At 38.7% G+C, this 24842-nt stretch carries 25 protein-coding genes, 1 tRNA gene and 1 riboswitch; of the genes, 22 read left to right on the top strand and 4 right to left on the bottom strand.

Features of this window, described 5'->3' with window-relative positions:
- Positions 1-409: 409 nt before the first annotated feature.
- Genes thrC through thrA form a run of 3 tightly spaced genes read right to left on the bottom strand, consistent with a single transcriptional unit; the run spans position 410 to position 5147 of the window.
- Positions 410-1705, bottom strand: a complete 1296-nt coding sequence (gene thrC / locus ELS83_RS04765) for a threonine synthase (RefSeq protein WP_171594389.1) — start codon at positions 1703-1705, stop codon at positions 410-412.
- 10 nt (positions 1706-1715) lie between these two features.
- Positions 1716-2699 (bottom strand): homoserine kinase, encoded by a 984-nt coding sequence (locus tag ELS83_RS04760; RefSeq protein WP_249414405.1) that lies wholly within the window; start codon positions 2697-2699, stop codon positions 1716-1718.
- Positions 2700-2711: 12 nt separating this feature from the next.
- On the bottom strand, positions 2712-5147 hold the full coding sequence (gene thrA / locus ELS83_RS04755) for a bifunctional aspartate kinase/homoserine dehydrogenase I (RefSeq protein ID WP_171594388.1): 2436 nt from the start codon (positions 5145-5147) through the stop codon (positions 2712-2714).
- Between the two features lie 575 nt (positions 5148-5722).
- Here thrA and ELS83_RS04750 point away from each other — a divergent pair.
- On the top strand, positions 5723-6454 hold the full coding sequence (locus ELS83_RS04750; RefSeq protein WP_171594387.1) for a hypothetical protein: 732 nt from the start codon (positions 5723-5725) through the stop codon (positions 6452-6454).
- Positions 6455-6577: 123 nt separating this feature from the next.
- Positions 6578-7228, top strand: a complete 651-nt coding sequence (locus tag ELS83_RS04745) for an HAD family hydrolase (RefSeq protein WP_216616378.1) — start codon at positions 6578-6580, stop codon at positions 7226-7228.
- A gap of 67 nt (positions 7229-7295) precedes the next feature.
- Here ELS83_RS04745 and ELS83_RS04740 read toward each other — a convergent pair whose 3' ends face one another.
- Complete coding sequence (locus ELS83_RS04740) at positions 7296-8231, bottom strand: cation diffusion facilitator family transporter (RefSeq protein ID WP_171594386.1); 936 nt, start codon at positions 8229-8231, stop codon at positions 7296-7298.
- A gap of 247 nt (positions 8232-8478) precedes the next feature.
- A riboswitch (molybdenum cofactor riboswitch) is annotated at positions 8479-8619 on the top strand.
- A gap of 96 nt (positions 8620-8715) precedes the next feature.
- Between ELS83_RS04740 and ELS83_RS04735 the strand changes: the two genes are divergently transcribed.
- The 20 genes from ELS83_RS04735 (at position 8716) to ELS83_RS04640 (ending at position 24585) form a co-directional block, all read left to right on the top strand.
- The gene (locus tag ELS83_RS04735; protein ID WP_171594385.1) at positions 8716-9261 is read left to right on the top strand and encodes a P-loop NTPase family protein; all 546 of its coding nucleotides are present in this window, start codon (positions 8716-8718) and stop codon (positions 9259-9261) included.
- Between the two features lie 4 nt (positions 9262-9265).
- The gene (locus ELS83_RS04730; RefSeq protein ID WP_171594384.1) at positions 9266-10441 is read left to right on the top strand and encodes a molybdopterin molybdotransferase MoeA; all 1176 of its coding nucleotides are present in this window, start codon (positions 9266-9268) and stop codon (positions 10439-10441) included.
- Complete coding sequence (locus ELS83_RS04725; protein ID WP_216616377.1) at positions 10398-11225, top strand: GTP 3',8-cyclase MoaA; 828 nt, start codon at positions 10398-10400, stop codon at positions 11223-11225. The genes ELS83_RS04730 and ELS83_RS04725 overlap by 44 nt, the downstream gene beginning before the upstream one ends.
- 28 nt (positions 11226-11253) lie before the next feature.
- Positions 11254-11709, top strand: coding sequence for a cyclic pyranopterin monophosphate synthase MoaC (gene moaC / locus ELS83_RS04720; RefSeq protein ID WP_171594383.1), 456 nt, complete (start codon positions 11254-11256; stop codon positions 11707-11709).
- Positions 11710-11718: 9 nt separating this feature from the next.
- On the top strand, positions 11719-12660 hold the full coding sequence (locus ELS83_RS04715; protein ID WP_171594382.1) for an MOSC domain-containing protein: 942 nt from the start codon (positions 11719-11721) through the stop codon (positions 12658-12660).
- 145 nt (positions 12661-12805) lie between these two features.
- Positions 12806-12890, top strand: a tRNA-Ser gene (locus ELS83_RS04710).
- A 226-nt stretch (positions 12891-13116) separates the two neighbouring features.
- Positions 13117-13791 carry a hypothetical protein gene (locus tag ELS83_RS04705; protein WP_171594381.1) on the top strand — a complete coding sequence of 225 codons (675 nt, stop codon included), beginning with the start codon at positions 13117-13119 and terminating at the stop codon, positions 13789-13791.
- A 205-nt stretch (positions 13792-13996) separates the two neighbouring features.
- A complete protein-coding gene (locus ELS83_RS04700; RefSeq protein WP_171594380.1) occupies positions 13997-14569 on the top strand; it encodes a hypothetical protein in 573 nt (190 codons plus the stop codon).
- Positions 14570-14571: 2 nt separating this feature from the next.
- Positions 14572-16707 (top strand): transglutaminase-like domain-containing protein, encoded by a 2136-nt coding sequence (locus ELS83_RS04695; protein ID WP_171594379.1) that lies wholly within the window; start codon positions 14572-14574, stop codon positions 16705-16707.
- The gene (locus ELS83_RS04690; RefSeq protein ID WP_171594378.1) at positions 16707-17198 is read left to right on the top strand and encodes a hypothetical protein; all 492 of its coding nucleotides are present in this window, start codon (positions 16707-16709) and stop codon (positions 17196-17198) included. Before ELS83_RS04695 ends, ELS83_RS04690 begins: the two co-directional genes overlap by 1 nt.
- Before the next feature lie 52 nt (positions 17199-17250).
- Complete coding sequence (locus ELS83_RS04685; protein ID WP_171594377.1) at positions 17251-17832, top strand: hypothetical protein; 582 nt, start codon at positions 17251-17253, stop codon at positions 17830-17832.
- Complete coding sequence (locus ELS83_RS04680) at positions 17832-18161, top strand: hypothetical protein (RefSeq protein ID WP_171594376.1); 330 nt, start codon at positions 17832-17834, stop codon at positions 18159-18161. The genes ELS83_RS04685 and ELS83_RS04680 overlap by 1 nt, the downstream gene beginning before the upstream one ends.
- 99 nt (positions 18162-18260) lie before the next feature.
- Complete coding sequence (locus tag ELS83_RS04675) at positions 18261-18590, top strand: hypothetical protein (protein WP_171594375.1); 330 nt, start codon at positions 18261-18263, stop codon at positions 18588-18590.
- 3 nt (positions 18591-18593) lie between these two features.
- Complete coding sequence (locus ELS83_RS04670) at positions 18594-18770, top strand: hypothetical protein (protein ID WP_171594374.1); 177 nt, start codon at positions 18594-18596, stop codon at positions 18768-18770.
- On the top strand, positions 18764-19294 hold the full coding sequence (locus ELS83_RS04665) for a hypothetical protein (protein ID WP_171594373.1): 531 nt from the start codon (positions 18764-18766) through the stop codon (positions 19292-19294). The genes ELS83_RS04670 and ELS83_RS04665 overlap by 7 nt, the downstream gene beginning before the upstream one ends.
- Before the next feature lie 4 nt (positions 19295-19298).
- Positions 19299-19910 carry a glycoside hydrolase family 108 protein gene (locus ELS83_RS04660; protein WP_171594372.1) on the top strand — a complete coding sequence of 204 codons (612 nt, stop codon included), beginning with the start codon at positions 19299-19301 and terminating at the stop codon, positions 19908-19910.
- Between the two features lie 6 nt (positions 19911-19916).
- Entirely contained in the window at positions 19917-20234 is a 318-nt protein-coding gene (locus tag ELS83_RS04655; protein ID WP_171594371.1) for a hypothetical protein, read from the top strand.
- Positions 20235-20312: 78 nt separating this feature from the next.
- Entirely contained in the window at positions 20313-20561 is a 249-nt protein-coding gene (locus ELS83_RS04650; protein WP_171594370.1) for a hypothetical protein, read from the top strand.
- A 3-nt stretch (positions 20562-20564) separates the two neighbouring features.
- On the top strand, positions 20565-22352 hold the full coding sequence (locus tag ELS83_RS04645) for a zincin-like metallopeptidase domain-containing protein (protein WP_171594369.1): 1788 nt from the start codon (positions 20565-20567) through the stop codon (positions 22350-22352).
- On the top strand, positions 22339-24585 hold the full coding sequence (locus ELS83_RS04640; protein ID WP_171594368.1) for a hypothetical protein: 2247 nt from the start codon (positions 22339-22341) through the stop codon (positions 24583-24585). The genes ELS83_RS04645 and ELS83_RS04640 overlap by 14 nt, the downstream gene beginning before the upstream one ends.
- The last annotated feature ends 257 nt before the right edge of the window (positions 24586-24842 follow it).

Genomic DNA, 24842 nt, shown 5'->3' with positions numbered 1-24842 from the left:
AAAAAATGCTTTTAAATTTGATTTCTATACAAATATAAAGGATTTCTAGACGTTTGCAAATTTCGTTTAGGAAAAAATAAGAAATTTTGACTTTTTATAATCTGTACATAATAATAGGCTATAATTTTTTAAACCCTAGAATATACCTTATCTACAGAAAATATAATTGAATCATAAAAGTATTTATTCTACATTTCAATTTAACCAAATTGTATTTACGACAAACATTTCGCAAAATGAATCATTTAAATCAGATCTCTAATAAACATATCATTAACTGTTTATTTTCAGCATTTTACAAAAATCACTCATTTTTAACATTTTTCAATTCAAGCAAACAAAGTTAAATTTCAACTTGCAAGATTCCCGTAAAAAAACCAAGCTCAATTGCTTGGTTTCTTGTTTAATTTCATTCATTTAGGAGGAAATTTTTAAAGTCATCAAAATATTTAGAAATGACCCTGCTATTTTTTTTCTTTTTTAGACATTCTAACAGGTATTTTGGTACACTTACCTCCTTTTTTATGACACTTTCTACCGTTTCCTTGAATTTTGCCGGGTGTGCTGTCTCTAAAAATATCCCAACCTGTTTCTCTTTATTCAAGTACTTTTTTAAGCCTAAATAGCCTACTGCTCCATGCGGATCAAGAATATAAGCTTCTCTCTCATACACATCTTTCATCACCTCTTTTGTCTCATCATCACTAAACCAGGCTCCTTTAATATCTTCAATAATATCGGAATGGTTCTCCTGGTAAATCTCCATCATCCTGGCAAAATTACTAGGTGCTCCTACATCCATAGCATTTGAAATGGTTTGTACCGATGCTTTGGGTTCGTACTTGCCATGATCCAGGTAATCGGGCACAATTTTATTTCTATTGGCTGACGCAACAAAACTTTCTATGGGTAAGCCCATTTGTTTGGCGAGTAATCCACCGGTAAGGTTGCCATAATTTCCACTTGGTACCGAAACAATTACCTCTCTGCTTTTTTCATTGAGCTGGCCCAGTGCATAGAAATAATAAAAGCTCTGCGGCAACAAACGTGCAATGTTAATGGAGTTGGCTGATGTAAGATTCATTTTCTGGTTCAGATCCTTATCCGCGAAAGCGGTTTTAACCAAAGCCTGGCAGTCATCAAAAGTTCCTTCAACCTCCAGGGCTTTAATATTCTGCCCCATTGTGGTGAGTTGTTGCTCCTGAATCTTACTCACTTTTCCTTTCGGATACAGAATAATCACGCTTACGCCTTCTACTCCTAAAAATCCATTTGCAACGGCACTACCTGTATCTCCGGATGTAGCTACCAATATCCTTACCTCTTCTTTATTTTGCTTTGCAAAGGCACTAAGGCAGCGACTCATAAAACGTGCGCCAACATCTTTAAAAGCACAGGTTGGTCCGTGAAAAAGCTCAAGGCTATACACTCCCTCTTCTACTTTTACCAGAGGTATTGGAAAATTAAATACTTCATCACAAATCTTTTTCAAATCACTTTCGTTGATATCATCACCAACAAAGTGTTTGGCTACTTCAAATCCGATTTCAGCGATGCTTTTCCATGGCAATTCACGGAAGAACTGTTCATCTAATTTTGGAATGGCAACAGGAAAAAACAATCCTTTATCCGGCGAAAGACCTTTGATTACTGCTTCTTTAAAGCTATATCGAAGCTCTTTGTTGTTTGTACTATAGTAATTCATTCTTTCTCACTTACAAAATTTTCACTCCTTCATCACTCACTTTCGAAACATAAATCTTATACTCCAGATCGGTTCGTTTAAATACCACATCCATTGCACCGGCAACCACATCGGCTGTTTCTTTTCCATTGGTTAAGGCAAAAACCGATGGTCCCGATCCTGAAATACTACAGCCCAATGCCCCTGCTTCCATCACAGAGAGTTTCAACTCATCAAATTCGGGAATTAGTACTTTTCTTTGTGGTTCAACAATATGGTCTTCCAGGGATCTGCCAATTAATTCATAGTCGGAGGTATACAATCCAGACATTAATCCTGCTACATTTCCCCATTGACGTATTGCCTTTTTCAGCGGGATTTCGGGAGAAAGCAGCTCTCTCGACTCTTTTGTTTTGATCTCAATTTGTGGGTGAATCACTACGCACCATAAATCTTTTGGAGGATTGATATGTATCACATCCAAAGGATTGTATCCACGAATCAGGCAGAATCCACCTAAAGTTGCAGGAGCCACATTATCGGCATGAATATCGCCTGAAGCTACCTCTTCACCAATCATGGCAAAATCGACCAATTGCATTCGCGAATACGGACTGCCCAATAGTTCATTCGCTGCAACTACTGCTCCGGCAGCACTGGCAGCGCTCGATCCAATTCCACTACCTGGCTTAATATTTTTTACAATCTCAATGTCAAATCCCTGATCGCTACCCAAATCGTCCAAAAGAGCTTGAATCGCAACTCCTGCTACATTCTTTTTGGGGTCGGTTGGTAAATTTTCGTATCCATTTACGGGGAAAATCACAATCTCGTTTTTATCATTCTTTTTAAGGATCATTTCATCGCCAACACCATCGATGGCAAATCCTAATATATCGAAGCCACAGCCTACGTTTGAAACACTTCCTGGGGCAAACACCTTTACTTCATCTAACATTTTTACCTGATTTTCATGATTACTATCCTCAGGATAGTTTACTGAATTATTGTCCATCTTACTTCTCAATTAATTTCTGCTAATTCTAATGATATCACCAAAAATCCCTGATGCCGTAACCTCTGCCCCTGCACCAGCTCCCTTAATAATTAAAGGCTGATCGTCGTACCATTTTGTACTTAAAGAAATCACATTATCCTTACCATGAATATCGTAAAATGGATGGTCAGGACTTACCTCTTTCAAACTTACATTGGCTCTTCCATCTTTGAATGAAGCGATATATCGATATCTAATATTTTTCTCTTTCATTACCTTTCGCCAGGCCTCAAAATGATCGTTATTGGCCTCAAGGTCTTTCAGCAGGTCTTCTGCAGAACTTCCCTGCAGACAAGACTCAGGTATCATTGGCTGGTGTTCCACTTCATCCTCTTCTAAATGATAGCCAGCCTCGCGGGAAAGTATCAACAGTTTCCTCAAAACATCCATTCCGCTCAAATCGATTTTTGGATCGGGTTCGGTAAACCCTTGCTCCATTGCCATTCGCACGGCCTCAACAAATGAACGGCCTTTATTAAATTCGTTCATGATAAAATTCAAACTGCCCGAAACAACAGCATCTATCCCCACGATTTCATCACCTGTATTTACCAGGCTGTTTATCGTACTAATCACTGGTAATCCGGCACCAACATTACTTTCGAACATAAACTCGACATTGTGTTTTTTGGCGGCTGCCTTTATGCTCTTGTAGTTATCGTAATTGGACGATGCAGCAATTTTATTACAGGCTACAATCGCAACTGTAGAGTTCAGGATACTCTCATATACTTCGCTTACTTGCTCACTTGCCGTGATATCAACAAAAATCCTGTTTCGAAGATTGGATTGATCCATAAGTCGAACAAACTCTTTCAGGTCGGCTTTTGTATCTGATTGCTTGAGTTTATTCTCCCAATCCTGCAACAAATCCTCATCTTCTGCAAAATACATTTTTCTTGAGTTGGTAACGGCTCTTACAATCAGTTGAAGCCCTTTTTCTTCCAGCAAATGTTCATACTGGTTTTTGATAAATTCCAGTAATTTCCCCCCAACATTACCTACACCGGCAATGTACAGGTTCACTTTTTTATAGGTAGAATCAAAAAATTCTTCATGTATCACATTCAATACCTTCTTGATATCTCTTGTAGGCACCATGAAAGTCAGGTTCATTTCGTTTCCTCCCTGGGCCATGGCACGTATATTAACACCATTTTTGCCAAGAACACTAAACACTTTTCCAGAAATTCCCGGGGTGAAGCCCATGTCTTCTCCCACAACTGCAACAATCGATAAATTTTCTTCTACAGCAGGTTCATTCACAAGATTCATACTGATTTCCATTTCGAACTCATCGCGAAGTGCTTCAACTGCCTGTTCTGTATCATCTCTATGAATTCCTACACTAATACTATGCTCGGAAGAAGCCTGGGTAATTAATACCACGTTAATTTTACTTTGTGCCAAACTGGTAAAAAACCTGGATGCAAAACCACTAATTCCGATTACACCATTTCCTGAAAGGGTAAAGAGGTTAATATTATTAACCGAAGACAATCCTCTAACAACAGATCGCTCCTCTCCAGGAGTTTTACTTATTAAGGTTCCTTCCTCTTCGGGAGCAAAGGTGTTTTTGATCCTAACATCAATCTGGTTTTGAACAACCGGAATTAAGGTTGGAGGATAGATCACCTTGGCACCAAAATGGGACAGCTCCATGGCTTCCTGGAAAGACATTCTTTTGATTGGAGAAGCCTGGGAAACAAAACGAGGGTCGGCCGTATACATGCCACTTACATCGGTCCAGATTTCCAGTTGTGAACATTCTAAACCAGCAGCTAAAATGGATGCGGTATAATCTGAACCACCGCGCCCTAACAAAGTCATTTCTCCCTTCTGACCAGAAGCAATAAATCCTGGAAAAACAGCGATATCAAATTCCGAACTTTTTACTTTCTGTAAGTTTTGATTTGTTTGCTTCGCATTTAAATAAACACCTTTTCCATTCTGGGTTTTAATAAAATCTCTTGAATCATAACAAACAGTGTTCATACCAGAATTACTAAAAAATTCTGATATCATTTCTGACGACAACAATTCCCCTGTGCCCAGAACTGTGTTTCGGGCTTTTTCCGAAATGTCTTCCAATAAATATACTCCTTGTAACACCTCCGAAATTTCATCGAACTTTCGATTTACCTTTTCCCCATGTTCAGCTGCCAGTTCCAATTCCTGAATCATATTCAGATGTCTTGCCTTAATAGCCATAAGTACATTTTCGTACTCTTTATTTCTCTGACCAGCCAGACCAATACATCGCTCCAGTTCATCGGTAACACCGCCCAAAGCCGACACAACTACAACTTGCTTACGACTTTTATGGTTCTTTTTTACGATTTCTCTTACCCGATTACAGCTTTCTGCATTGGCTACCGAGCTTCCTCCAAATTTTAAAACTTTCATTTTTTTCTTTTCTTTTGATGATCTTCTCTCCCTACAAATGTTGATTCAATCATCAATGATTATATAATGGTTATAGTTATCTGATACTAAGCACATAAAACATTGCAAGAATGAATTTACAACATATTAAATTATCATGTGCGAAATATTCTTTTGTACTTTTGAGTATGTAAATACCCACCTTTGGCGATATGTAATAAAATAGACCCCTAAAGGGTCCCCGTAGTTGTAGTTGTTGTGGTGGTAATAATGCCCATAGCACCGCCCATACCAATAATTGGCATGTTCATCATAGCTATGTTTGTACTGTTATGCATTATTCAATTCTACGCTTCGTTGTGAGTTCCAAATATAGATATTTTTTCATTACCAAATACTTAGAAAAACAAAGAATCTCAACAATCTCTTCTTTTAATGGAATTATTGCTTTTCAGGTCAAGACCAAAAGCTCGATCTAAACCCTTCAAGATCCACCTCTCTACACCATTGATTATCACCTGTTTAAAAAATCTTAATTAGACTCATTCCAAATAATTATTGTAAATTTGCACTTATTCACTAAAAACATATTTATCATGAAAAAGAGGATTTTAGTCCTGGGATTGGCACTGCTTTGCACATTTGCCGTTTTTGGACAGGAAAAAGAGGAGAAGAAAACCCAGGTGGTAGAAAGTGTTTACATTCTGCCAAAACGTGGAATGTCTGATAAATTTGAAAAAGCCATTAAGGCTCATAATGATAAGTTTCACCCTAAAGGCGACTATGTAGCCGGATTAAGAAAAGTTGATTATGGAGAGAAGGCAGGTTGGTACGTTTGGATTATGGGACCAACCACTTACGCAGCTTTGGATACTCGTCCGCAAAAAGAGAATGGTCATCATGAAGATTGGGAGAAAAACATCGATCCACTGGTAGAAAAATATGGAGCGGTAAGCTTGTGGAATTTTAATGAGAAGCTTTCCTTCGGAATGGATTTGGTTATTAATTCGAAGCACTATGAAGCCTGGGCCATCGATTTAAAAAGGGGTCAATATTACAGGTTCAATGCAATTGCCGAAAAGTTAATGAAAACATCGAAGAGTTTAGGTGTTGCCTTTCTTGTGTTTAATAATCCTTTGCATACTCCTAAGAGTGCTGATGTTGGCATTGTATGGAATTTCGATAGCTATGACGCCTGGTCGCAAGACATCGGATTCCAAAAAGAATTTGAAAAGCTTTATGGAAAAGGGAGTTGGCAAAACATGCTGGATGAGTGGTACGATATTTTAGTCGATTACAATGCTGAACTTCGATCAATTGTGAAATAATAAGCTATAGAAAATAAAGCCGGTATCGTAAACATACCGGCTTTTCTATGCAATCCACATCAATCTTTCAATTGTATTGATATCTTTGTAATGAACTTGAATCTAAAAATCTAAATTCAAATTATGATTAAAGGAGTTATTTTTGACCTTGATGGCACATTGGCCAATTCTATCGAAGACATTGCTGATTCAATGAATCAGGTTTTAGAAGAAAATAATTTTCCGACCCACGATTACACAACATATAAGACCTTTGTGGGAAGAGGTGTACGTAGTTTGGTAGAAAAATCCTTACCACTCGAAAACAGAAGTGTAGAAGAAATCGAAAAGAGTTTTGATAGGATGATGAGCGTTTATGATGAAAACTGCATTGTAAAAACTTGTCTATATCCGGGTATTAAAGATCTTTTAAATGCTTTAAGCGAAAAAGGAATTAAAATCTCGGTATTCTCCAATAAGGCAAATGAGTTAACTCAAAAAGTAGTAGAAGTATTATTGGCGGATTGGAAATTGGAATATGTGCTAGGAGCTGGCGGTGATATTCCAAGAAAACCAGATCCAAAAGGTGCAATCCTGATTAGCGAAAAAATGGGTATTGATCCTTCAGAACTCATGTACATTGGCGATTCGGGAGTTGATATGGCCACTGCTCAAAATTCAGGCATGCATGCAGTAGGCGTTCTCTGGGGATTCAGAGACATGGAAGAGCTTTTGGAAAATGGTGCACAAACACTTTTAGAAAAGCCTATGGATTTAATGAGCTCTTTCGATTAAGTTGAGTTCAATTCAAAATATTGTTACAATTGATCTGGTTTTGATGGGATATTTAATCAAAACCAGCTTATTCATGTGAATGCGGTTTTTCTTGTTTTACCAGGCTATCATCCTTGCAATATCCATTGATTTCAGGTTGTAGAGTAACATGATTGATCTCAAAATCATCGTGAAGAAGGTGCTCAATCTTATGCAATACTTTATTCACTTCGCTCAAGGGCAAATCTTGAATAAAACTAATGTGAGCCTCAAAATTGATCTGCTTGTCATCCAATTGCCAAACATGCACATGGTGAATATTATTTACCTCTTCTATGGCAATTACCTTTTCCTGGATCTCCTCAAGGTTTACATGCACGGGCGCAAATTGCATGATGATTCGAACACTTTCCACGATTAATCCCCAACTCGAATAAACCAAATACAATGCAATGGCAATTGTTAAAATGCTATCGATCCACGAAATTTCCCACAAATACATGGCCAGTCCGCCCAAAACCACGGCCACCGATGAAACCATATCCGTAAGCAAGTGAAGGTAAGCCGAACGCATATTGATGTTGTTTTTGGCATCTTTCATGACCAGCAATACACTTAAGCCATTTAATACGATCGAAAGCCCTCCAAGTATCATCACTACACCAGATTGAATTTCCTGAGGTTCTCTCAATCTGATCACTGCCTCTTTTAGCAGGAAAAAAGCAATTACGATTAAAGACACCGCATTAATTAAGGCAGCCAGAATCTCTGCTCTTTTGTACCCAAAGGTCTGACGTGCGGTCTGTTTTCGTTGTGACAATTTGCTGGCAAACCAACTAATCAGTAAAGCCAATACGTCTGAGAAATTGTGCAATGCATCCGATAACAAGGCCAAACTACCCGAGATAAAACCACCAACTACCTGGGAAACCGTAATGGCAATATTTAATAATATGGCTATTCCTAAATTTCTACCTTTCAGATGACCATGATCATGGCTATGCTTGTGATTGTGTTGTCCCATCTACATTGATTTTGACTGATTAATCAGATAAATAAAGTCATTTTTTAATAAAACTAAATATAAATAAGCCAGAATTTCGAAGGTATTGAAATTTAAAAACTGAACAATTAGAAATGTAAAAGCATCACTTTGCAAGCATTTCAAGCTCTTAAACAAGAATTGATGCAAACGATAGCATTTCAATTTTATTACATTAGACATACATGCACATTTGTAGATTCGTTAATATTAATATCTTTACCTTGCTTAATGAAATTAGCTCCGAGTTTATAAAGTCTAAGCAATTCTAAAAATGTATGATTTATAAACCGATGGGTAAATTGGGAAACGAATTTGCCTCCCGCAGGATACAGTCCAAAAATTGGAAAGGAGACTTATTGTGATTAAGGTTGCAGATGGAAGACTTATACTTTGCCATTGTATAGCATATTCTATCCAACCTAAGACATTCGCCTCCAATTCTGCACAGATTTGGAGGTTTTTTATGTCGAAAAAGAGGGAGCATATCATACTATTGGCCGGAAATGGTCAGAATGTTGGCAAAACTTTATTTGCCTGCCGACTCATCGAATCGTTAAAATCGAAATTTGATGTAGTTGGAATTAAGATATGCCCACACTTTCATGAACTGCCTGCCGACACTATTTTTATTAAAAAAACAGATGATTACCAAATCATCAAAGAGTACAAAGAGGAAGGATCGAAAGACAGTAATAGACTTTTAAGTGCCGGAGCAAAAGAAGTGTATTATATACAGGCCAAAGATGATAAACTTAAGGAGGTACTGGATTTATTGGATAATATGATTTCATCCCTTGGCCCGGTAATTATAGAATCGGGAGGATTAAGAAATATCCTGAAACCTGGTTTATTTTTAATGATAGAGAATAAAAACAATAAAAAACTAAAGCCCCAAACCATTGATTACAGAAAATTGGCAGATGTAAATATTGAATTTGATGGTGAACAATTCAATTTTGACCCAAAAAACATCGAATTTTCTAATCAAAAATGGGTAATAAAGAATTAGCAATATGATTACGTTTCACGAAGCTTTAAAAACTGTAAAACACGCAACACGAAAACTTGAGAAAGAACACATTGATATTTCGGAGTGTTTAAATCGTGTATTGGCTGAAGATGTGCACTCGGATATGGCCATTCCGCCATTTAACAAATCGGCTATGGATGGTTATGCTTGTAAAAAAGAGAATTTGAATGATGATCTTGAAGTGTTGGAAGTGATTGCAGCAGGATCGGCTCCTACCCAAAAAGTGGGTGAGAAACAATGTTCGAAAATCATGACCGGAGCCATGGTTCCTGAAGGTGCCGACACGGTAATCATGGTTGAACATACCGAAGAGGTTGAAGGAAATCAAATTCGATTTACGAAAGAGAATACCAAATCTAACATCTGCATAAAGGGTGAAGATATTGAGGAAAATGAAGTGGTTCTGAAAAAAGGAACGAGATTAAAATCGCAACACGTTTCGGTTTTGGCAATGGTGGGATGTACCAATCCTTTGGTTTACAAAAAGCCAAATGTTGCGACTTTTGCAACCGGAAGCGAATTGGTTGAACCACAGCAAAAACCGGATACTTCACAAATCAGAAATGTAAATTCCTGGCAATTACAGGCTCAGTTACAGAAAATGGGTATTGAGGGTAATTATTATGGAATCATAGAAGACTCGAAAGAAGCCACAAAAAAAACCATGGAAAAATGCCTGGCAGAGAATGATATTTTAATCATCTCGGGAGGTGTTTCGGTAGGCGATTACGACTATGTACCACAAATTTTAAAAGAACTTGGTTTTAATATTTGGTTCCATACATTGGCGGTTAAACCAGGAAAGCATACTGTTTTTGCTGCAAAAAACGGCCAATATGTTTTTGCAATGCCTGGCAACCCGGTTTCTTCATTCGTTCAGTTCGAATTGCTGGGCAAACCTCTACTTTTTAGATTGATGGGTCACGATTACAATGCTCCAATGGTTCGTATGCCAATTGCGCAAGCGTACAAACGCAAGAGAACTGACAGGCTGGAGTTTATCCCTGTTCGTTTTAATGCCAACAACAGAGTTGTTCCTATCGATTATCATGGTTCGGCACATATCAATGCATTTACCTTTGCGAATGGTATTATGGCTGTTCCAAGAGAAGTTGATGAATTTATGGAAGGAGAATTTGTTCATGTTAGACAATTATAAACGAAATATCAATTACTTACGAATATCTGTAACCGACCGTTGCAACCTTCGTTGTACCTATTGCATGCCTGAAGATGGGATCGATTTGATTGCACATGAAGAGGTCTTGAGCTTCGAAGAGATTGTTGATTTCGTGAAAGAGGCCATTGCAACAGGAATCACGAAAGTGAGACTAACCGGAGGGGAACCTTTGGTGAGAAAGGGAATTGTTGAATTGGTAAAAAAGATTGCTCAATTGCCGGGCATTGAAGATTTGGCCATGACAACAAATGGTATTCTCCTGGAAAAATATGCCGAACAATTGCATGAAGCCGGATTGATGAGAGTGAATATTAGCCTGGATACCATGAATGCCGAAAAGTACAAATCTCTTACTCGCCTTGGCAATATAAAAGATGTATTTAAAGGGATTGATGCTGCCATAAATTCAGGACTTCAGCCAGTTAAAATCAATTGTGTAAGAATGCCCGATTCCGATTTGGATGACCTGGAAGCTTTGAGAAAGTACTGTGAAAACAAAGGTCTTGACCTTCGATTTATCAGGCAAATGGATTTGGCAACGGGAGAATTCTCGATAGTAGAAGGTGGTAAAGGAGGCAATTGTCAGGAATGTAACCGAATAAGGTTAACAGCGAATGGTAAGGTTAAACCCTGCTTGTTTAATCAGAGCGAATATGATTTGAAAAAACTGGGTGCAAAAAAAGCCATAAATGAATCGATAAACCAGAAACCTGAAACGGGAAGCAAAAACAAAAAAGGTAGTTTTTACGGGATCGGCGGTTAGAACCAAACGCCTGTAACAAGAATTTAGCATGGGAAAATTTAGTCATATCGATAAAGAAGGAAAAGCCAATATGGTGGATGTTGGGCACAAGCCTCCTCAAGTTAGGGAAGCCAAAGCAAGTGGTAAAATCTTGTTGGAGCAGGAAACCATAAGGCTGATAAAAGAAAACGACCTAAAAAAAGGTGATGTTCTTACCGTTGCCGAAATTGCCGGCATTCAGGCCGCTAAAAAAACAAGTGATTTAATTCCCCTGTGCCACAGCTTACAAATTACAAAAGCCGAAGTAAAATGTACTGTAGTGGATGATGGTGTAATTGCCAGTACTAGGGTAAAATGTATTGGACAGACTGGCGTAGAAATGGAAGCGCTTACTGCTGCAAGTGTAGCCCTTTTAACCATTTATGACATGTGTAAAGCAGTTGACAAAAACATGAAGATTGAAGGCATTACACTTTTGGACAAAACAAAAACTGACCTGAAATAATTTTTAGCTATGAGTAAGAAAGAGGTAAAAGTATTATCGGTAAACATTTCTGAAAAGAAAGGAACGATTAAAAAACCAGTGGAATCGATTCTTCTGAATTCGAAAGGTGTGGATAAAGATGCTCATTCGGGCAATTGGCACAGGCAGGTAAGTTTATTGGCTAAGGAGAGTATCGACAAGTTTTCGGAAGAAGCGAAGCGAAAAATAAATTTTGGCGAGTTTGCAGAAAATATCACAACCGAAGGAATTCTACTACACCACACTGCCCCACTCGATCGATTTACTTATGGAGGAATTGAACTTGAGGTAACCCAGATTGGGAAAAAATGTCATGGCGACAATTGTAATATTTTTAGAGAGGTTGGAAATTGTGTTATGCCCAAAGAAGGTATTTTTTGCAGGGTGATAAAAGATGGAACTTTGAAATCTGGTGATGTTTTCACTTACCATCCACGAGTGATTAAAACCATGATTATTACCCTTAGCGACAGAGCTTCAAGAGGTGAGTATATGGATAAAAGTGGTCCCCTTGCTGAAAAACTATGCGAAGATTTCTACAAATCGAGAAATCGTCATTACTCCATCGATAAACACATTATTCCTGACCAGGAAGAGGAACTTTCGAAACTGCTTGAACAGGCAAAACAAGAGAAATACGATATTGTTTTTACAACTGGCGGTACAGGTATTGGTCCACGAGATATAACGCCAGAAGTTGTTAAAAAGCACATTAGCAAAGAAATTCCGGGTATTATGGAGCTGATTAGGGTAAAATATGGCATGGAAAAGCCAAATGCACTGGTCAGTCGGGGAATTGCAGGTGTAATGGATCAAACCCTGGTTTATGCAATGCCAGGCAGTCCGAAGGCAGTAAATGAGTATTGTTCGGAAATTTTTAAGACTGTTGAGCACTCTCTTTACATGCTAAACGAATTGGATCTGCACGGCTAGAAAAATTAATTTATCTGAACATCAAGCCTTTCGAAAATAATTCGAATTTATTACAAAAAAATGTTTGGTAGCGAATAAATTTTGTCATACATTTGCACCCGTTATCACAAGAGATGACAGAGCAAACAAAGCTCACAAAAATACTGGAGAGATGGCAGAGTGGTCGAATGCGGTGGTCTTGAAAACCATTGTACGGCAACGTACCGGGGGTTCGAATCCCTCTCTCTCCGCACTAAAACAGATAAAGCTCCTGATTTTCAGGGGCTTTTGTTTTTTAGGGGAAAGCTCAGGGGAAAGAACGAGAATATTAAACTACATTTACCCTGCTTCATCTTGAATCATCTTGAAACACTTCGCAACAAATTCCAACCCTCTTTTAAAATAACTTTACCCCAGATAAACTACTTAAGATTTTTTTAGTGGTTAGAATTTAAGTTATTAATCAAAATAGATAGTATGGAATGCTTAGAATGCGGAAGACCAATTATAGGCCGCCGATCTGACAGCAAGTATTGCTCCAAAACTTGCGCCGGACGGGCAAAAAACAGAAGAGCCGACGAAAGAAAAATTGAAAAAGCCACCCAGCACATGCTGGTATCACCCCATAACACCCCAAATTCCTTGTATGGATTCACAGAAATAAGGGAGCTTGAAAAGGATAAATTTGATACGGTTTTAAACCTGAAAGAAGGATATGAAAGCCAGATCAAACAACTTGAAACCAGCAACCTAAGTAAAGACTTTGAAATCCAAAGGCTAAAGGATAAAATTGAAGACTTGCACAACACCCACCAAAGAGAGCTGCAAAATGCCAACACAAACACAGTAAAAGAAACTGTAAATGCCATTACTGCCATGCCTGCAATTCAAGGTGCTTTGGGTGCTTTGGCCAATAACTTAATCCCAAGTAAAGACAGTGCCCTTGGTGGTATGGAAGAAACATTGAGTATTACTGAAAAACAGATCATTCAGGAAGTCAGAAAAATGGAAACCGATGCCCAACAATACTTAGTGCAAATGCTATATTTCCTGTTTTCAAAAAGTCATGCTGAGCAAATGCAAATATTTGGCTCTTTAGCAGCATACATGCAGGCTGAAAACAGCACGAATGAAGAGGATGACTTGCCGTAAATGGTAAGCTATATAATTTTAAAGGGGTAGCCTGTATGGTTACCCCTTTTTTTTATGCTCTTATCTGGGGGTGTAAGTGGTTTAAAAGCTGGTTTAACTACTTAGCTTTCCCCTTTAAAAATGGAATATGTTTCAATATGTGTCAAACTGTATCAAGGTGTTGCATACACTGGGATTCCAGCATATTAGCCTATATGTTTGAAACATGAAGACAGGACATGTAATCTTAATCGGCGGCGCTTTAGCTGCTCTATTTTATCGCAAACAGTTAGGTGAGTTGGTAAGTAAGGGAGTGAATAAGATTGAGGAAAAAACTCAAACTTATCTGGGTACAAAGCTTGGCTTTGCTCCAAAGGACTTTCCCCGTGTAAGTGTAGATATCAAAAGAGGGGCTGTAAAACTTAAGGGTTCTATTGAGTTATCGAACCGTACTCCTTTTGCAGCTACTCTTGACACCTACCGAATTAATCTGGTTTTGGATAACAAAGGGCAGAAAATTAGCCTTGGCTACACCCCTATTGAATATCCTAACAAAGAAGTACTGGCCAATTCAAAAACGTCGATTGCTTACACCTTCATCATCCAGCTTGACCATATTGCAAAACTAGTTCAAGCCAAAGACCTACAGGGCGCTCAACTTGCCTTGTATGTAGACAATCTGAAAATTAGCGGTGTTAATGCACCAAGAATCAAAATCGACATATCGAAAACATGGCAAGATGTTGCTAAAGTAGTTAGCAACCCTGCATCGTTATTAACCAACCTTTTCAAGTTTTAAGCATGGAAACCGTCTTTAAAACATATCACCCACAGAGGGGCGTAGTTTTCCGAACTACAAAAGGTGAAGAAATAGGCCAAGGTGTTAGACCTGTTAGGTCTGGTGTTGAATTTTCTCATTTGATTGATACCAAAACAGTAAGTTTTACCAGCTCTTTTACCGAAGGCGGCGTGGAAGATACCGTAAGAATCATGTGTGAAATCATTAAAAACCACCATGCACAGGTTAAGGATTTAGCGGCTTTTCTTCAAAAAGCTACCCGATTTCAAACTCTTAAGGCTATCTGGGATTTTGTATTCAATCACATACAGTACAAAAACGACAAAAAGGGTATTGAACAATTAAGCACTCCTGCCAGAATTTGGTTGAACAGGGTAAAACCAAATACTCCTTCTGATTGTGACGACCATAGTATTTTTATTGGTTCTCTTCTGTATTGTTTGGGAATTCCTTATACAATCAGAATCGCCGGATATGAGGGTAAGCCTTTTTCACATGTGTACATCGTTTCTGATCATGTTTGCATTGATACCGTATTACATCGCTTCAATTGTGAAGCGCAATACACATCTAAAAAAGATACGCAAATGCAAATTGAAACTTTAGCAGGTTATGGGGCTAGTCCTGATACGGTAGAAGGTTTAGGTGCTTTGCAGTCGCTTCACGATAGCGCCGAACAATACGACGCCGAAATTGAAGTGATTGACAGCACACAGGAGCTCAACGGTATTGGTTCAGCTCTACTGCAACAGGAAGAAAATGCCCTTAAAAAAATGGGAATTGCTCAGCTATCAACCACTTTAAGCGAATACCAAAAAGAGCCTGAAAAATTTCATGCTCTGGGATTTGGTCTTTCTTACTGGAAGCACATGCAAAGTGCTTTAAATGCTCTTTTGTATGGTGAAAGCTTGGAGGGTATCATCATTAAGTTAGAGGATGGTTCCGGTTGGGAAACTGCAAACCTTTCTCCTTTGAATGGTATAGTTGATCAGGAAGGAAACACGGTTGGTTTGCTTGGCACTCTGGAAGGACTCTTTAAAAAGCTTCGTCGTAAAATCAAAAAGGGCTTTAAGGCAATCAAGAAGGGCGTTCGCAACGTAGGACGCTGGGCTAGAAAGAAGTTGAAGAAAATCGGGAAGTTCATGATGAAGATCAATCCGATCAACATTGCCATTCGTGCCGTGCTTCGTGCCAGAATCTCTAAAAATGCCAACAATCTTGCCCTGAAAATGGGTTATGGCCTTTTAACTTTAGCGCAGGCTGAACAGTTAGGAATTGAAAAAAGTGCTTGGGAGAAATCAAAACGTGCTTATGCCAAGTTTGCTAAAAAATACCGCTTCTTAGGTGGTCGGGAAAGTAAGCTTAGAAAGGTGCTTGCTTCTGCTTGGCAAAAGACTGCCAAAAAAGCTGATTTACCTAGCATGTCTTTACATGGAAATTTGGGAGAATTGGACGGACGTAGACGCAGAAGACGTCGCAGACGCAGAAGAGCTGCCGCAGAAAGACGCCGCAGATTGTTGCTTGCTCAGCAAAAGCATACACCTAAGAAGATGTCCAGATTTGAAAAAGAACGACTGGCTTTCTTGAAACTAATTCACAAGGATATTGCAAATCAAGTTCAGCTAAAAGGTGAATTGGGTGTTGCTCCTGTTGTTGCCGCTGGTGCTTCCAAAGGAATACTTGCAAAAGCAATGCTGATTTTGAAGCCGATTCTGAAACTTTTAAGCTCGCTTGGACTTGGTGACTTTATTACAAAGTTGAAAAAGAAAAGGATTGACAACCTATCCAAACGAATTGAAAATGAAACTGACCCAGAGAAAAAGGCAAGGCTGATTCAAAAAAAGGCAAAGGCTGAAAACAATCTGGTGATTTTCAACAAGGAGTACGGAAAGTACAAGGGTTCTGGAAGCAAATCACCTTTGCCAAGCAAAGAGCACAGGTTACCGGATCAAAACAAGCCTTTTGCACAAAGCTCAAACTCAGGCAATGCAATTACTACAAGTGCTGAGTTTGCAGATCAAAAGGTAAACAAGGCTGGTATGAATCCTTTTGCCATTGGTGCAATGGTTCTTATTGGTGGTGGCCTGCTTTGGAGTGCTAATCAGGATAAAAAGGATAATTCTAAAAAAAGTAAGTAATGAGAAAAAATCAAACTACTGCGGTTTTAATCGAAACCGCTAAAACCGTGGGCGGTGTTATGGCTGGTAGAATGGTAGTCGTAGCAGGAAAAAAGGCTTTAAAAGTAAATGAGGAAACCGACCCGAAAAAAAGGAAAATAAAAGAAGTTGCCATTGGTGCTGGTATTGCTGGCGTCGGTATTGTGGGTGCATTGAAACTTCCTAACAACTACAAAAGCATTGCAGCTGGCTTTGCAACTGCTGGGGCTCTTTCTGCAATGACTCCTTTTGCCAAAGGTGAAGACAAAGGTTTTATTCCGGCTCTTCATGGTACGACTGCCATGGCTGCTTTGGAAGGAGGTGACCTTTATGACGAAGAGGCAATTGAATTGGAGGAAAATGAGTTCGAAGTAAATGCCTTGGCTGCTTTACGTGACCCAGAAATTAAGGATGACTTTGTAGAATACGAAGACGACGAGGTTCAGGAAGTTGTGTCAACTGAGGTAAACTAAGTTTTACCTCTTAGACAAATTAAATCGGTAAATAATATTTAAAACCTATATCATGCAATTAATTAAAGCATTAGAAGAAAAGAAAGCGGTTAGAATGATCGCTAAGGAAAACCAAAAAGTAAATTTTAATGTGGCAAACGCTCGCATTGAAAAAGACATGTTGTGGTTGAGAAAGGAACTTTCCGGCAAATCAGGAATTCAACAACTTATCAAACCACAGGATGCAGAAAAAGATGGTGTTCGTAACATTGATTCTGCAAAATTAACAAGCGGCACTGCTTTCCTTGTGACCGGAATCTTAATTTCTACTGCCTCTTTGGGTGCTCCATTGGCCAATGAAAGCGAAATGAGTAGGCAAGAGTTTTCTATCGGCTCTCAGGCTGATGGCGCTTTGTTCAACTCTGAATTGTCTATCAAAGTTGGTGGTGAAGAGAAAATGAAAGCTTTGCTTCGTCACATGTCACCAGAAGTTGCCGGAGACGATAAACCGGATCAAATGGCTTACCATGTTAGCCCCTTTGTCATTCCTCCTTCTCAAGTAATTAACCCTGAGCTGAACATCTTGGATGCTGCCGGAAATTGTGTAATTGAGGTTGCATTTGTTGGTTACAAAATTTCGGAAAATAGAGGATAATGCGAAGGTTTGTTTACAACATCAACAAGCAAGCCGCAGACCCAGATGCTACCTCCAATGAGGTAGTATCCTTTGAAGATTACACCGAAATTATTGGTGTTTCTTTTGTGGGTGCTCATGGGGCAAATAACATGGATGTTGAAATCAGAAGCCACGACGGTAAGGAAACTTTTATTGATTCAGTTCCTTTGGAATATTACAAAATCGGCACTGGCCGTGAGGAAATTTCAATGAACCAACCAATTGTAAACAACGCTGTACGTGTAGTAATCTCATTTACTTCCGGCGCAGATGTTAAAGGGGCTTTGGTTTTCACATGTAAGAAGTAGAACTGTAACTCACTTGTAATTGATTATAAAAGCTCCTTTTGTCTGCTGGTTCAGCTTACAAAAGGGGCTTTTTTATTTATTAGCAAATCCATAAAAAACATGATAAGATTATTCGATGACATTCAAAAGATTGTTGAATGCGGACGCCGAAAAGAGGTCAGTGTTCCGGCTTCAAAATCTTTGATCATTACCAACTCCACAAATGATATTGCCTACATCTATCACCATGATTCAAGTAAGATTGGATACCCTCTAAAGATGGATGAAAGTTTAGAGATCAACGGAATTTTAGAAGAAGCCATTTTCGATGTTGAATTATTGGCTACTCAAATTGAAAAGCATCAAGGTTTGTTCCTTATTTCTCAGCATGAAGACAGAGACTTGCAAGCCTTGAAAGAATACAACACTGTAGTTATTAAAAACGCTTAAACCATGCCAGATAAAAAAGAGAAAAAAACATATTCTCCTAAAGAGAAAGAAGAGCTTTTGGAAACATTCGGAAAGCCCTTAAATGATCAGTCATTAAGAATTATTGAGCATTTCCAAAAATCAGGAAAGGACATTAACAAGCTATTGAAAACAGCTTATAAATATCGTGCGCTATGTTAGGAATCTTACCACAGGCCGCAGTTGTTAAAACCGTTACCGAAACAGGAGCTAAAAAATACAAAAGCCTTGACAAGAACCAAAAAATGGCAGTCAACATTGGGGGCTTAGCACTCTTTGCTGGTGTGCTATTTATGGGATACAAAATGTATTCCGGCATGAAAGATACAATCAGCTGGTTTACGGGGGCAAAAAGTGAAGAGGAAAGAAAGGCCGCAGAAACCAAGGTAAAAAGTCAAATCGATCAGGAAATTAACAAGGTGGGAATCACTCCTACCATTGGGATTGCTAAAGCAAAAGGGATTGCACAAGCTTTACTGGATGCTATGGAATACCCCGGAACGTATGAGGAGCAAATTTACAGCAACCTGTCTGTTTTAAAGAACAGTGCTGATTGGCTTTTGGTGGGTCGTGAGTATGGTATGCCAAGAAAAAGAACACTGGTTGCAGAGCTTTACAATGAATTAGATAATAAGGAAATGATCAAGGCTAAAGCCATTCTTTCCAAAATCGGAGTAACGATTTAGACTTATGGCGGTATTCAATATTTCATACGGCATAACCAGTGCTTTAGAAGGCGGTTATGCGAACCACCCAAAAGATAAAGGTGGTGAGACTTATGCTGGTATTTCCAGAAAGTTTCATTCAACTTGGATTGGGTGGCCATATATCGACAAACAAAGAAGATACGGAAACCTTAAAACCAATCAGATTTTTCCAAAGCTAAATGAGTATGTAAAGACTTTTTACACTCGTGAGTTCTGGGACAAATTGCATTGTTCGGCTTTGGATCAAGCCTTGGCCAATCAGCTTTTTGATTATGCAGTGAATTCCGGTAAAGGCAGAGCGGTGAAAACACTTCAAGCAATTTTGAATCAATTGGGAGAATCTTTACTAGTGGATGGTGTGATAGGTGCAAAATCTTTGGCGGCTATTGCCAAACATGATCAAAGCAATTTGGCTCAATTGCTACATAAAAACAGGGAGGTGTTTTTAAAGAAAGAGGCGCAGAATCAACCTGCTTTTGCTCAGGTGTGGAGCAATCGCCTTAATACCATGAAAGAGTATTTACCGAGTGCCGGAGTTTCTCTTGGCTTATTGACCATTGTTGGTATCTCTCTGTTTTTTTTGACCAAAAACTAAATACCAATGACGACTCCTGAAATAAAGGGCTTTTTCTCTAAGGAGCATACTGTTTTGGTATTTCTGATCTGTATTTGCTTTGCCGGATTAATCCAGAACTATCGAACTCAGCAACGCTTGTTACTTGAACTTGCCGACATCAAAGCGGATATTAAAATCATAACCTACAGACTCAACTATGGAAAAATCCCAAAAGAAAAGCTGGCTTCGTTCAACCTTTACCGATGTGAAGGGACGCCCCAGCTTCAAAAGACAAATTCTATTCTTGCTTGTCGTTTCCGTTATCATGAGCGGATTGCTAAAGGCAAACATAGAATTTATTAAACAATTGGTCTTGCTTGCCGGAACCATTGGAATAGGGATAGCAAGTGAGCAGTTTTCTAAACAATCAAATTAAAAATCATGCTTAGACGAAAAATAACAGTTCTTTCAGCAATCCTTCTTTTTACTACCGGACTTGGTTTTGGTATGGCCATTGGCTACAAGTACGCCAAAAACCAACTTCCGGCTCAACAAACTACAATTGAGATTAAGGATTTGAATGCCAAAAAAGGCGGTGTTATCTCTATCGATGCTGAAAGCGATCAACAACAGGATAACAAAAAGGATGAATCGAAAAAGAAAGGATTCTTTAACAAACTATTCAATTAAACCATGTTAGGATATATTTTACAAAGCACAGCAAGGAAATCGGTTCGAAAAAAGGCTGGTTCCCCAAAAGGAAAAGCAAAAATCTTTACAAAACTCAGGCCTAGTGAAATTCTGAAGGGCTTGTTTGAATCCAATCTGGACGGCTGGAAAGATGACCGAGAAAAATTTAAAGTGGAGCTGATCAGTGATATTAAAACCTTCCTTTTTACCAAGTGGGAAAAGCCTTGGAAAGCTGGCTTGGTTTTTAGTGAATCCGGTATTGTTCTAAGTGGGTTTAGAAATATCACTGGTCGTTTGTACAAGAACAGTACAAACATTCTGACCATGGAAAGAAATGCAGGGAAAAGCCCTTATTTCATTACCATGGCAGCTTTGAAAGATAAGGGTGGCAAACTGCTTAATAAATCAAAGGTAATTTCTGTTCTTTCATACATTCCAATGTTTAAGGACAAGGAAGACAAAACTCCTCGTAAACCGGACTGGATGCTTCCAAAATTACATCGTGCAGTCAATATTGATTATTGCGAAGGAATTAAAAAGCCAGCTTTCAAACAGGTGTTTTTTAAAGACAATGAATTCAACCAGTACGTTGAGAACTTTCTTAAAGAACTGGTAAAAAAGAAACGTGTTCCCAAAATCTTAACGGATCAGGCTGATCGTTGTTACTATACCCACAGTGCGCTGAATTTTAATAATGAGTCCATTCACATGGTAAATATCAAGCAATTCAAGAAAGTTGCTGAATATTACTCTACCCTATTTCATGAGATTACACACAGTACAATGAATCCAAAACGTTTGGGGCGTGGAAAATTGGGCGTTTCTGCTACTTTGGATTATCCAAATGAGGAATTAGTTGCCGAAATGGGTGCTATGATCATTTGTTCTGAATTGGGTTTAAAATACAATCGTCAAAATGGGATTACCTACCTAAAGGGTTGGTTGAGCAGGGCTAAAGGTGATGTGGACAAGAACCTTATCGAAGCTTATGGATATGCTTGTGATGCTGCCGATTATCTTTTGGATGGAATTGATCTTTCTAAACTTGTGCCAAAATCCATGAGTAACAGAGCCAAAGAAGAAAAGAGTAAAAAAAAAGTAGAAACCAAAAAGCCTAAATCTACGGGCAAGAAAGTACAGAAAGCAAAGCAATTGACTTTAATGGGTCATTCACAGAAAAAGACACTTACCAGTCTGGCCGATTGGAAACCGAGTTCTCATATCTCAACCTTAAAAGGTCAGCTGGGTAAGTTTCTGGGTGGGTATGAAAGAAAACAATTTGCTATTGTGCTTCGTGGGGAGAAAGGGGCTGGAAAAACCCGTTTGTTATGCCAGATGATCAACCTCTTTGCTCTGGAAAAATTAAACGGCTTGTTTCTTTCTTTGGAGGTATCGCCGGAATCTGAATTGTTTGGCAAATATCTTTCTTACATCTCACCCGAAGCTAAAAAGCATGTGGCCGTTAGTAGTTCAAATAGCATCGAAGAGCTGGAAAACTATTGCAAGAAATATGATTTTATTGCCGTGGACAGCTGGGGAAAATTAAAGAATGTTGCTCAGGAGGATTTCATGAGATTGATTGAAAAGTACCCGAATGTGATTTGGCTTTGCATTTTTCAAAGCACTACCAACGGTACTGCCAGAGGTGGGATCATGAGTGAGTATGATAGCTCTATGGTGATTCAAGTTGAACGTGGCGGTAATGCCCAGTGTGAAAAGAACAGATACAATTCATGTGACAAGATTTACAATGTATTCACTAAAAAACTAATTGAAAATGAGGATAAGTAAACCTGCTAAAAAGCAACAGTACTTGGTATTTGACAATATTGCTGATCGTGATGCTGCAAAGAAAGACTTTGCAAATGGTCAGGAAATCAAAGTAACTGATGCATCCGGCGATCCGAACATTACAAGCGGCTGGGCGATTTACAAGTATGATAAGGAAAATGACACTTTTGATTTGCTGGAAAAAGAGAAACTAGACACTTCCATTCCAAAAGATTTTCGTGCAATGCGAACTTTACCGCACAATTGGAAACTGGAAGAAGACTTTTATTTCGTTCCAACTTACTTGGGCGCTTCCTTCATGTTGCAACCAAATCACAGGAAAAACTACGATAAAAAATTCATTCCTGTGTATACATCCGGAGGTTACAAATTCATGAATATGGCAGATTGTTACGTGAACTCACAAACACCCCCAGAAGATACAATTCAGTATTTTGTTATTTATTCCACATTTGAGGATGCCTGGACAAGTGATTATGGAATAACTTGCGTTCACCAACCAGAAGCTACTGACTTTATGGAAGTAGACGAAAACAGCTTGTACATTGGAAAACATGTGATTGCCCAGCTGAAAGTCTTAAAAAAAGCTGATGGAACTTTCGACCCTTCAACGGCTGAAATCATTGAACACTGGAAGCACTCTTTGAAAACTGCCGATTATTATGACGGCGTTACAATTGCAAAAGACTCTCATAATTTCGTGCATATTCCGGAACATCATAACCCATTGATAAACGGTTTTTTGCTGGAAGACTTTGACTATGAAGTTCAAAAAATTGAAGGCAAGGATGGGGTAAAATTGCAGTTAAAAAACAATGGCGGTGCATTAATGAAAAATATTCCTGTTCAAACTACCGACGGTATTAAATACATTGGCGTAGGTAGCCCGACCATTGACCTTGCAACAACATCAGGAGCGGAAGCAGGTAAGATTTATCGCTGGACTTATGGTTTTAAGATTGCAGCGGACAAGGATGCAGCTGTTAATGGCTGGGTTACTTATGGCGGTGACTCTTTTGGATTTGATGCAAGAAGACGAGAAGACCCAGCAACGGCAACTCAATTTCCTTTGCTTGTGGTATCGCTTAAAGTTCCAAGAGTAGCAGGGAGCGTAAAAGCAGAGGATTTCAGAATTTATAAGCTTTGGAAAAATTGCCTTGCCCCAGCCGAAGAAAGAATTTCAACTGAAGGTACACCTCCGGATGGCCTAACCGTTGAGCCTATTTTGGATGATAAATTGCGAGTGATTCCAGCTTTGGAAAATTACAGTCATATCAAGATTATGCAGGACTTCACCATGAAAGCGGAATACAGTTCAGTTGTAAAGCAAATTAAAATCTATCCTGATCCTAACCAGCATGCTGATATTCCAGCAAAGCTTTATGGTAATGACCGTACATTTAGAATCAAAAATACAGCTGTGGCTATTAATGTTTGGGCTAATATGATTCAAGGCAAAACCATGTATGTTGCTTTTTATTCAAGTCTTGTAAGTGATGCTAGTGACAAATTTGCCTACAAAGTTGGACTTGGTAAGTTTCCGGACTTAACTAGCCTAGACCCTGTTAATGATGTTCTTTTGTCTGTTATCAAATTGCCAATTCCTGATGACATCAACAATACGGATGCTTCAAAATTAGTACTGCATAACATATACAAAAAAGCAATTGCCCCAGCGGAAGAGCGTATTAATATTACACCTGAAATACCCGTTGACAAATACACAATTGATAAAAATTATTTGGGGCAATTGTCTATTCCGGCTTTGCAAATCGGGCATAAAGTTAATATGTTCTTACTGAAAGATTTTGATTTTAATGTATCGGCTGCCGGAACTGATATTGAATTAACACCACGAGGCGGGAATCAAGCTATTCCAATTTTGGTTGACGGTATTAGAAAATACATGAGGGTGGCTTACTGGCCACTGGGAACTGATCTTTTTGGCTCCAACATGACTGGCAAATGGGCTTACTGGACTGTTGGGGCTACCATTACTGACACTGAAACGACTTCCGGTGGCATGACTACTTATACTCAACCTTCCGGGGCTATGGTGGAATTTATACCGGAAGATGTTATTATCAAACCTAGAATTTTAACTGTATTGGCTTATATTCCTGATACTGGTCAGGGGGAAAGCTGGGATTTGTCGAAAATTTATTTGTTCAAACACTGGAAAGATATGCTTGTTCCTTTTGATGAGTTGTGGAATGAGAGGATTACTCCTTAAATGCTAACAGAGGTCATTTTATTAATGGCCTCTGAAATTAGAACCTAAAAAGTGTAAACCATGTGCCTTTAACTTTGTAAACTATGTGCCTTGACTGTACCTAATGAACGCTAACGGTTTTGCTAAAATTTGAGGGCGATTTTCAACCACCTCCTTATCAAACACCGCTACCGTTTATTGTTTTTGTTACATTATCTAGTTGAGCGTCACCGCCCTTAAATTTTAACTTTTGTTACCTCCTGTTTCGCTCCATTATG

The organism is Marinifilum caeruleilacunae, from assembly GCF_013141825.1.
GTDB lineage: Bacteria > Bacteroidota > Bacteroidia > Bacteroidales > Marinifilaceae > Marinifilum > Marinifilum caeruleilacunae.
Note: the sequence above shows the minus strand (reverse complement) of the source record. Positions and strands in the feature narration are given on the sequence as shown.

What these genes read in the sequence shown, in the direction of transcription:
- ELS83_RS04655 (WP_171594371.1), top strand. Translation starts at nt 19,917, where the DNA reads ATGACGACTCCTGAAATAAAGGGCTTTTTCTCTAAGGAGCATACTGTT.
- ELS83_RS04730 (WP_171594384.1), top strand. Translation starts at nt 9,266, where the DNA reads ATGATTACGTTTCACGAAGCTTTAAAAACTGTAAAACACGCAACACGA.
- ELS83_RS04660 (WP_171594372.1), top strand. Translation starts at nt 19,299, where the DNA reads ATGGCGGTATTCAATATTTCATACGGCATAACCAGTGCTTTAGAAGGC.
- ELS83_RS04680 (WP_171594376.1), top strand. Translation starts at nt 17,832, where the DNA reads ATGCGAAGGTTTGTTTACAACATCAACAAGCAAGCCGCAGACCCAGAT.
- moaC (WP_171594383.1), top strand. Translation starts at nt 11,254, where the DNA reads ATGGGAAAATTTAGTCATATCGATAAAGAAGGAAAAGCCAATATGGTG.
- ELS83_RS04665 (WP_171594373.1), top strand. Translation starts at nt 18,764, where the DNA reads ATGTTAGGAATCTTACCACAGGCCGCAGTTGTTAAAACCGTTACCGAA.
- ELS83_RS04700 (WP_171594380.1), top strand. Translation starts at nt 13,997, where the DNA reads ATGAAGACAGGACATGTAATCTTAATCGGCGGCGCTTTAGCTGCTCTA.
- ELS83_RS04750 (WP_171594387.1), top strand. Translation starts at nt 5,723, where the DNA reads ATGAAAAAGAGGATTTTAGTCCTGGGATTGGCACTGCTTTGCACATTT.
- ELS83_RS04670 (WP_171594374.1), top strand. Translation starts at nt 18,594, where the DNA reads ATGCCAGATAAAAAAGAGAAAAAAACATATTCTCCTAAAGAGAAAGAA.
- ELS83_RS04695 (WP_171594379.1), top strand. Translation starts at nt 14,572, where the DNA reads ATGGAAACCGTCTTTAAAACATATCACCCACAGAGGGGCGTAGTTTTC.
- ELS83_RS04740 (WP_171594386.1), bottom strand. Translation starts at nt 8,231, where the DNA reads ATGGGACAACACAATCACAAGCATAGCCATGATCATGGTCATCTGAAA.
- ELS83_RS04650 (WP_171594370.1), top strand. Translation starts at nt 20,313, where the DNA reads ATGCTTAGACGAAAAATAACAGTTCTTTCAGCAATCCTTCTTTTTACT.
- ELS83_RS04705 (WP_171594381.1), top strand. Translation starts at nt 13,117, where the DNA reads ATGGAATGCTTAGAATGCGGAAGACCAATTATAGGCCGCCGATCTGAC.
- ELS83_RS04690 (WP_171594378.1), top strand. Translation starts at nt 16,707, where the DNA reads ATGAGAAAAAATCAAACTACTGCGGTTTTAATCGAAACCGCTAAAACC.
- ELS83_RS04760 (WP_249414405.1), bottom strand. Translation starts at nt 2,699, where the DNA reads ATGGACAATAATTCAGTAAACTATCCTGAGGATAGTAATCATGAAAAT.
- ELS83_RS04725 (WP_216616377.1), top strand. Translation starts at nt 10,398, where the DNA reads ATGAATTTATGGAAGGAGAATTTGTTCATGTTAGACAATTATAAACGA.
- ELS83_RS04675 (WP_171594375.1), top strand. Translation starts at nt 18,261, where the DNA reads ATGATAAGATTATTCGATGACATTCAAAAGATTGTTGAATGCGGACGC.
- thrA (WP_171594388.1), bottom strand. Translation starts at nt 5,147, where the DNA reads ATGAAAGTTTTAAAATTTGGAGGAAGCTCGGTAGCCAATGCAGAAAGC.
- ELS83_RS04735 (WP_171594385.1), top strand. Translation starts at nt 8,716, where the DNA reads ATGTCGAAAAAGAGGGAGCATATCATACTATTGGCCGGAAATGGTCAG.
- ELS83_RS04745 (WP_216616378.1), top strand. Translation starts at nt 6,578, where the DNA reads ATGATTAAAGGAGTTATTTTTGACCTTGATGGCACATTGGCCAATTCT.
- ELS83_RS04640 (WP_171594368.1), top strand. Translation starts at nt 22,339, where the DNA reads ATGAGGATAAGTAAACCTGCTAAAAAGCAACAGTACTTGGTATTTGAC.
- ELS83_RS04715 (WP_171594382.1), top strand. Translation starts at nt 11,719, where the DNA reads ATGAGTAAGAAAGAGGTAAAAGTATTATCGGTAAACATTTCTGAAAAG.
- ELS83_RS04645 (WP_171594369.1), top strand. Translation starts at nt 20,565, where the DNA reads ATGTTAGGATATATTTTACAAAGCACAGCAAGGAAATCGGTTCGAAAA.
- ELS83_RS04685 (WP_171594377.1), top strand. Translation starts at nt 17,251, where the DNA reads ATGCAATTAATTAAAGCATTAGAAGAAAAGAAAGCGGTTAGAATGATC.
- thrC (WP_171594389.1), bottom strand. Translation starts at nt 1,705, where the DNA reads ATGAATTACTATAGTACAAACAACAAAGAGCTTCGATATAGCTTTAAA.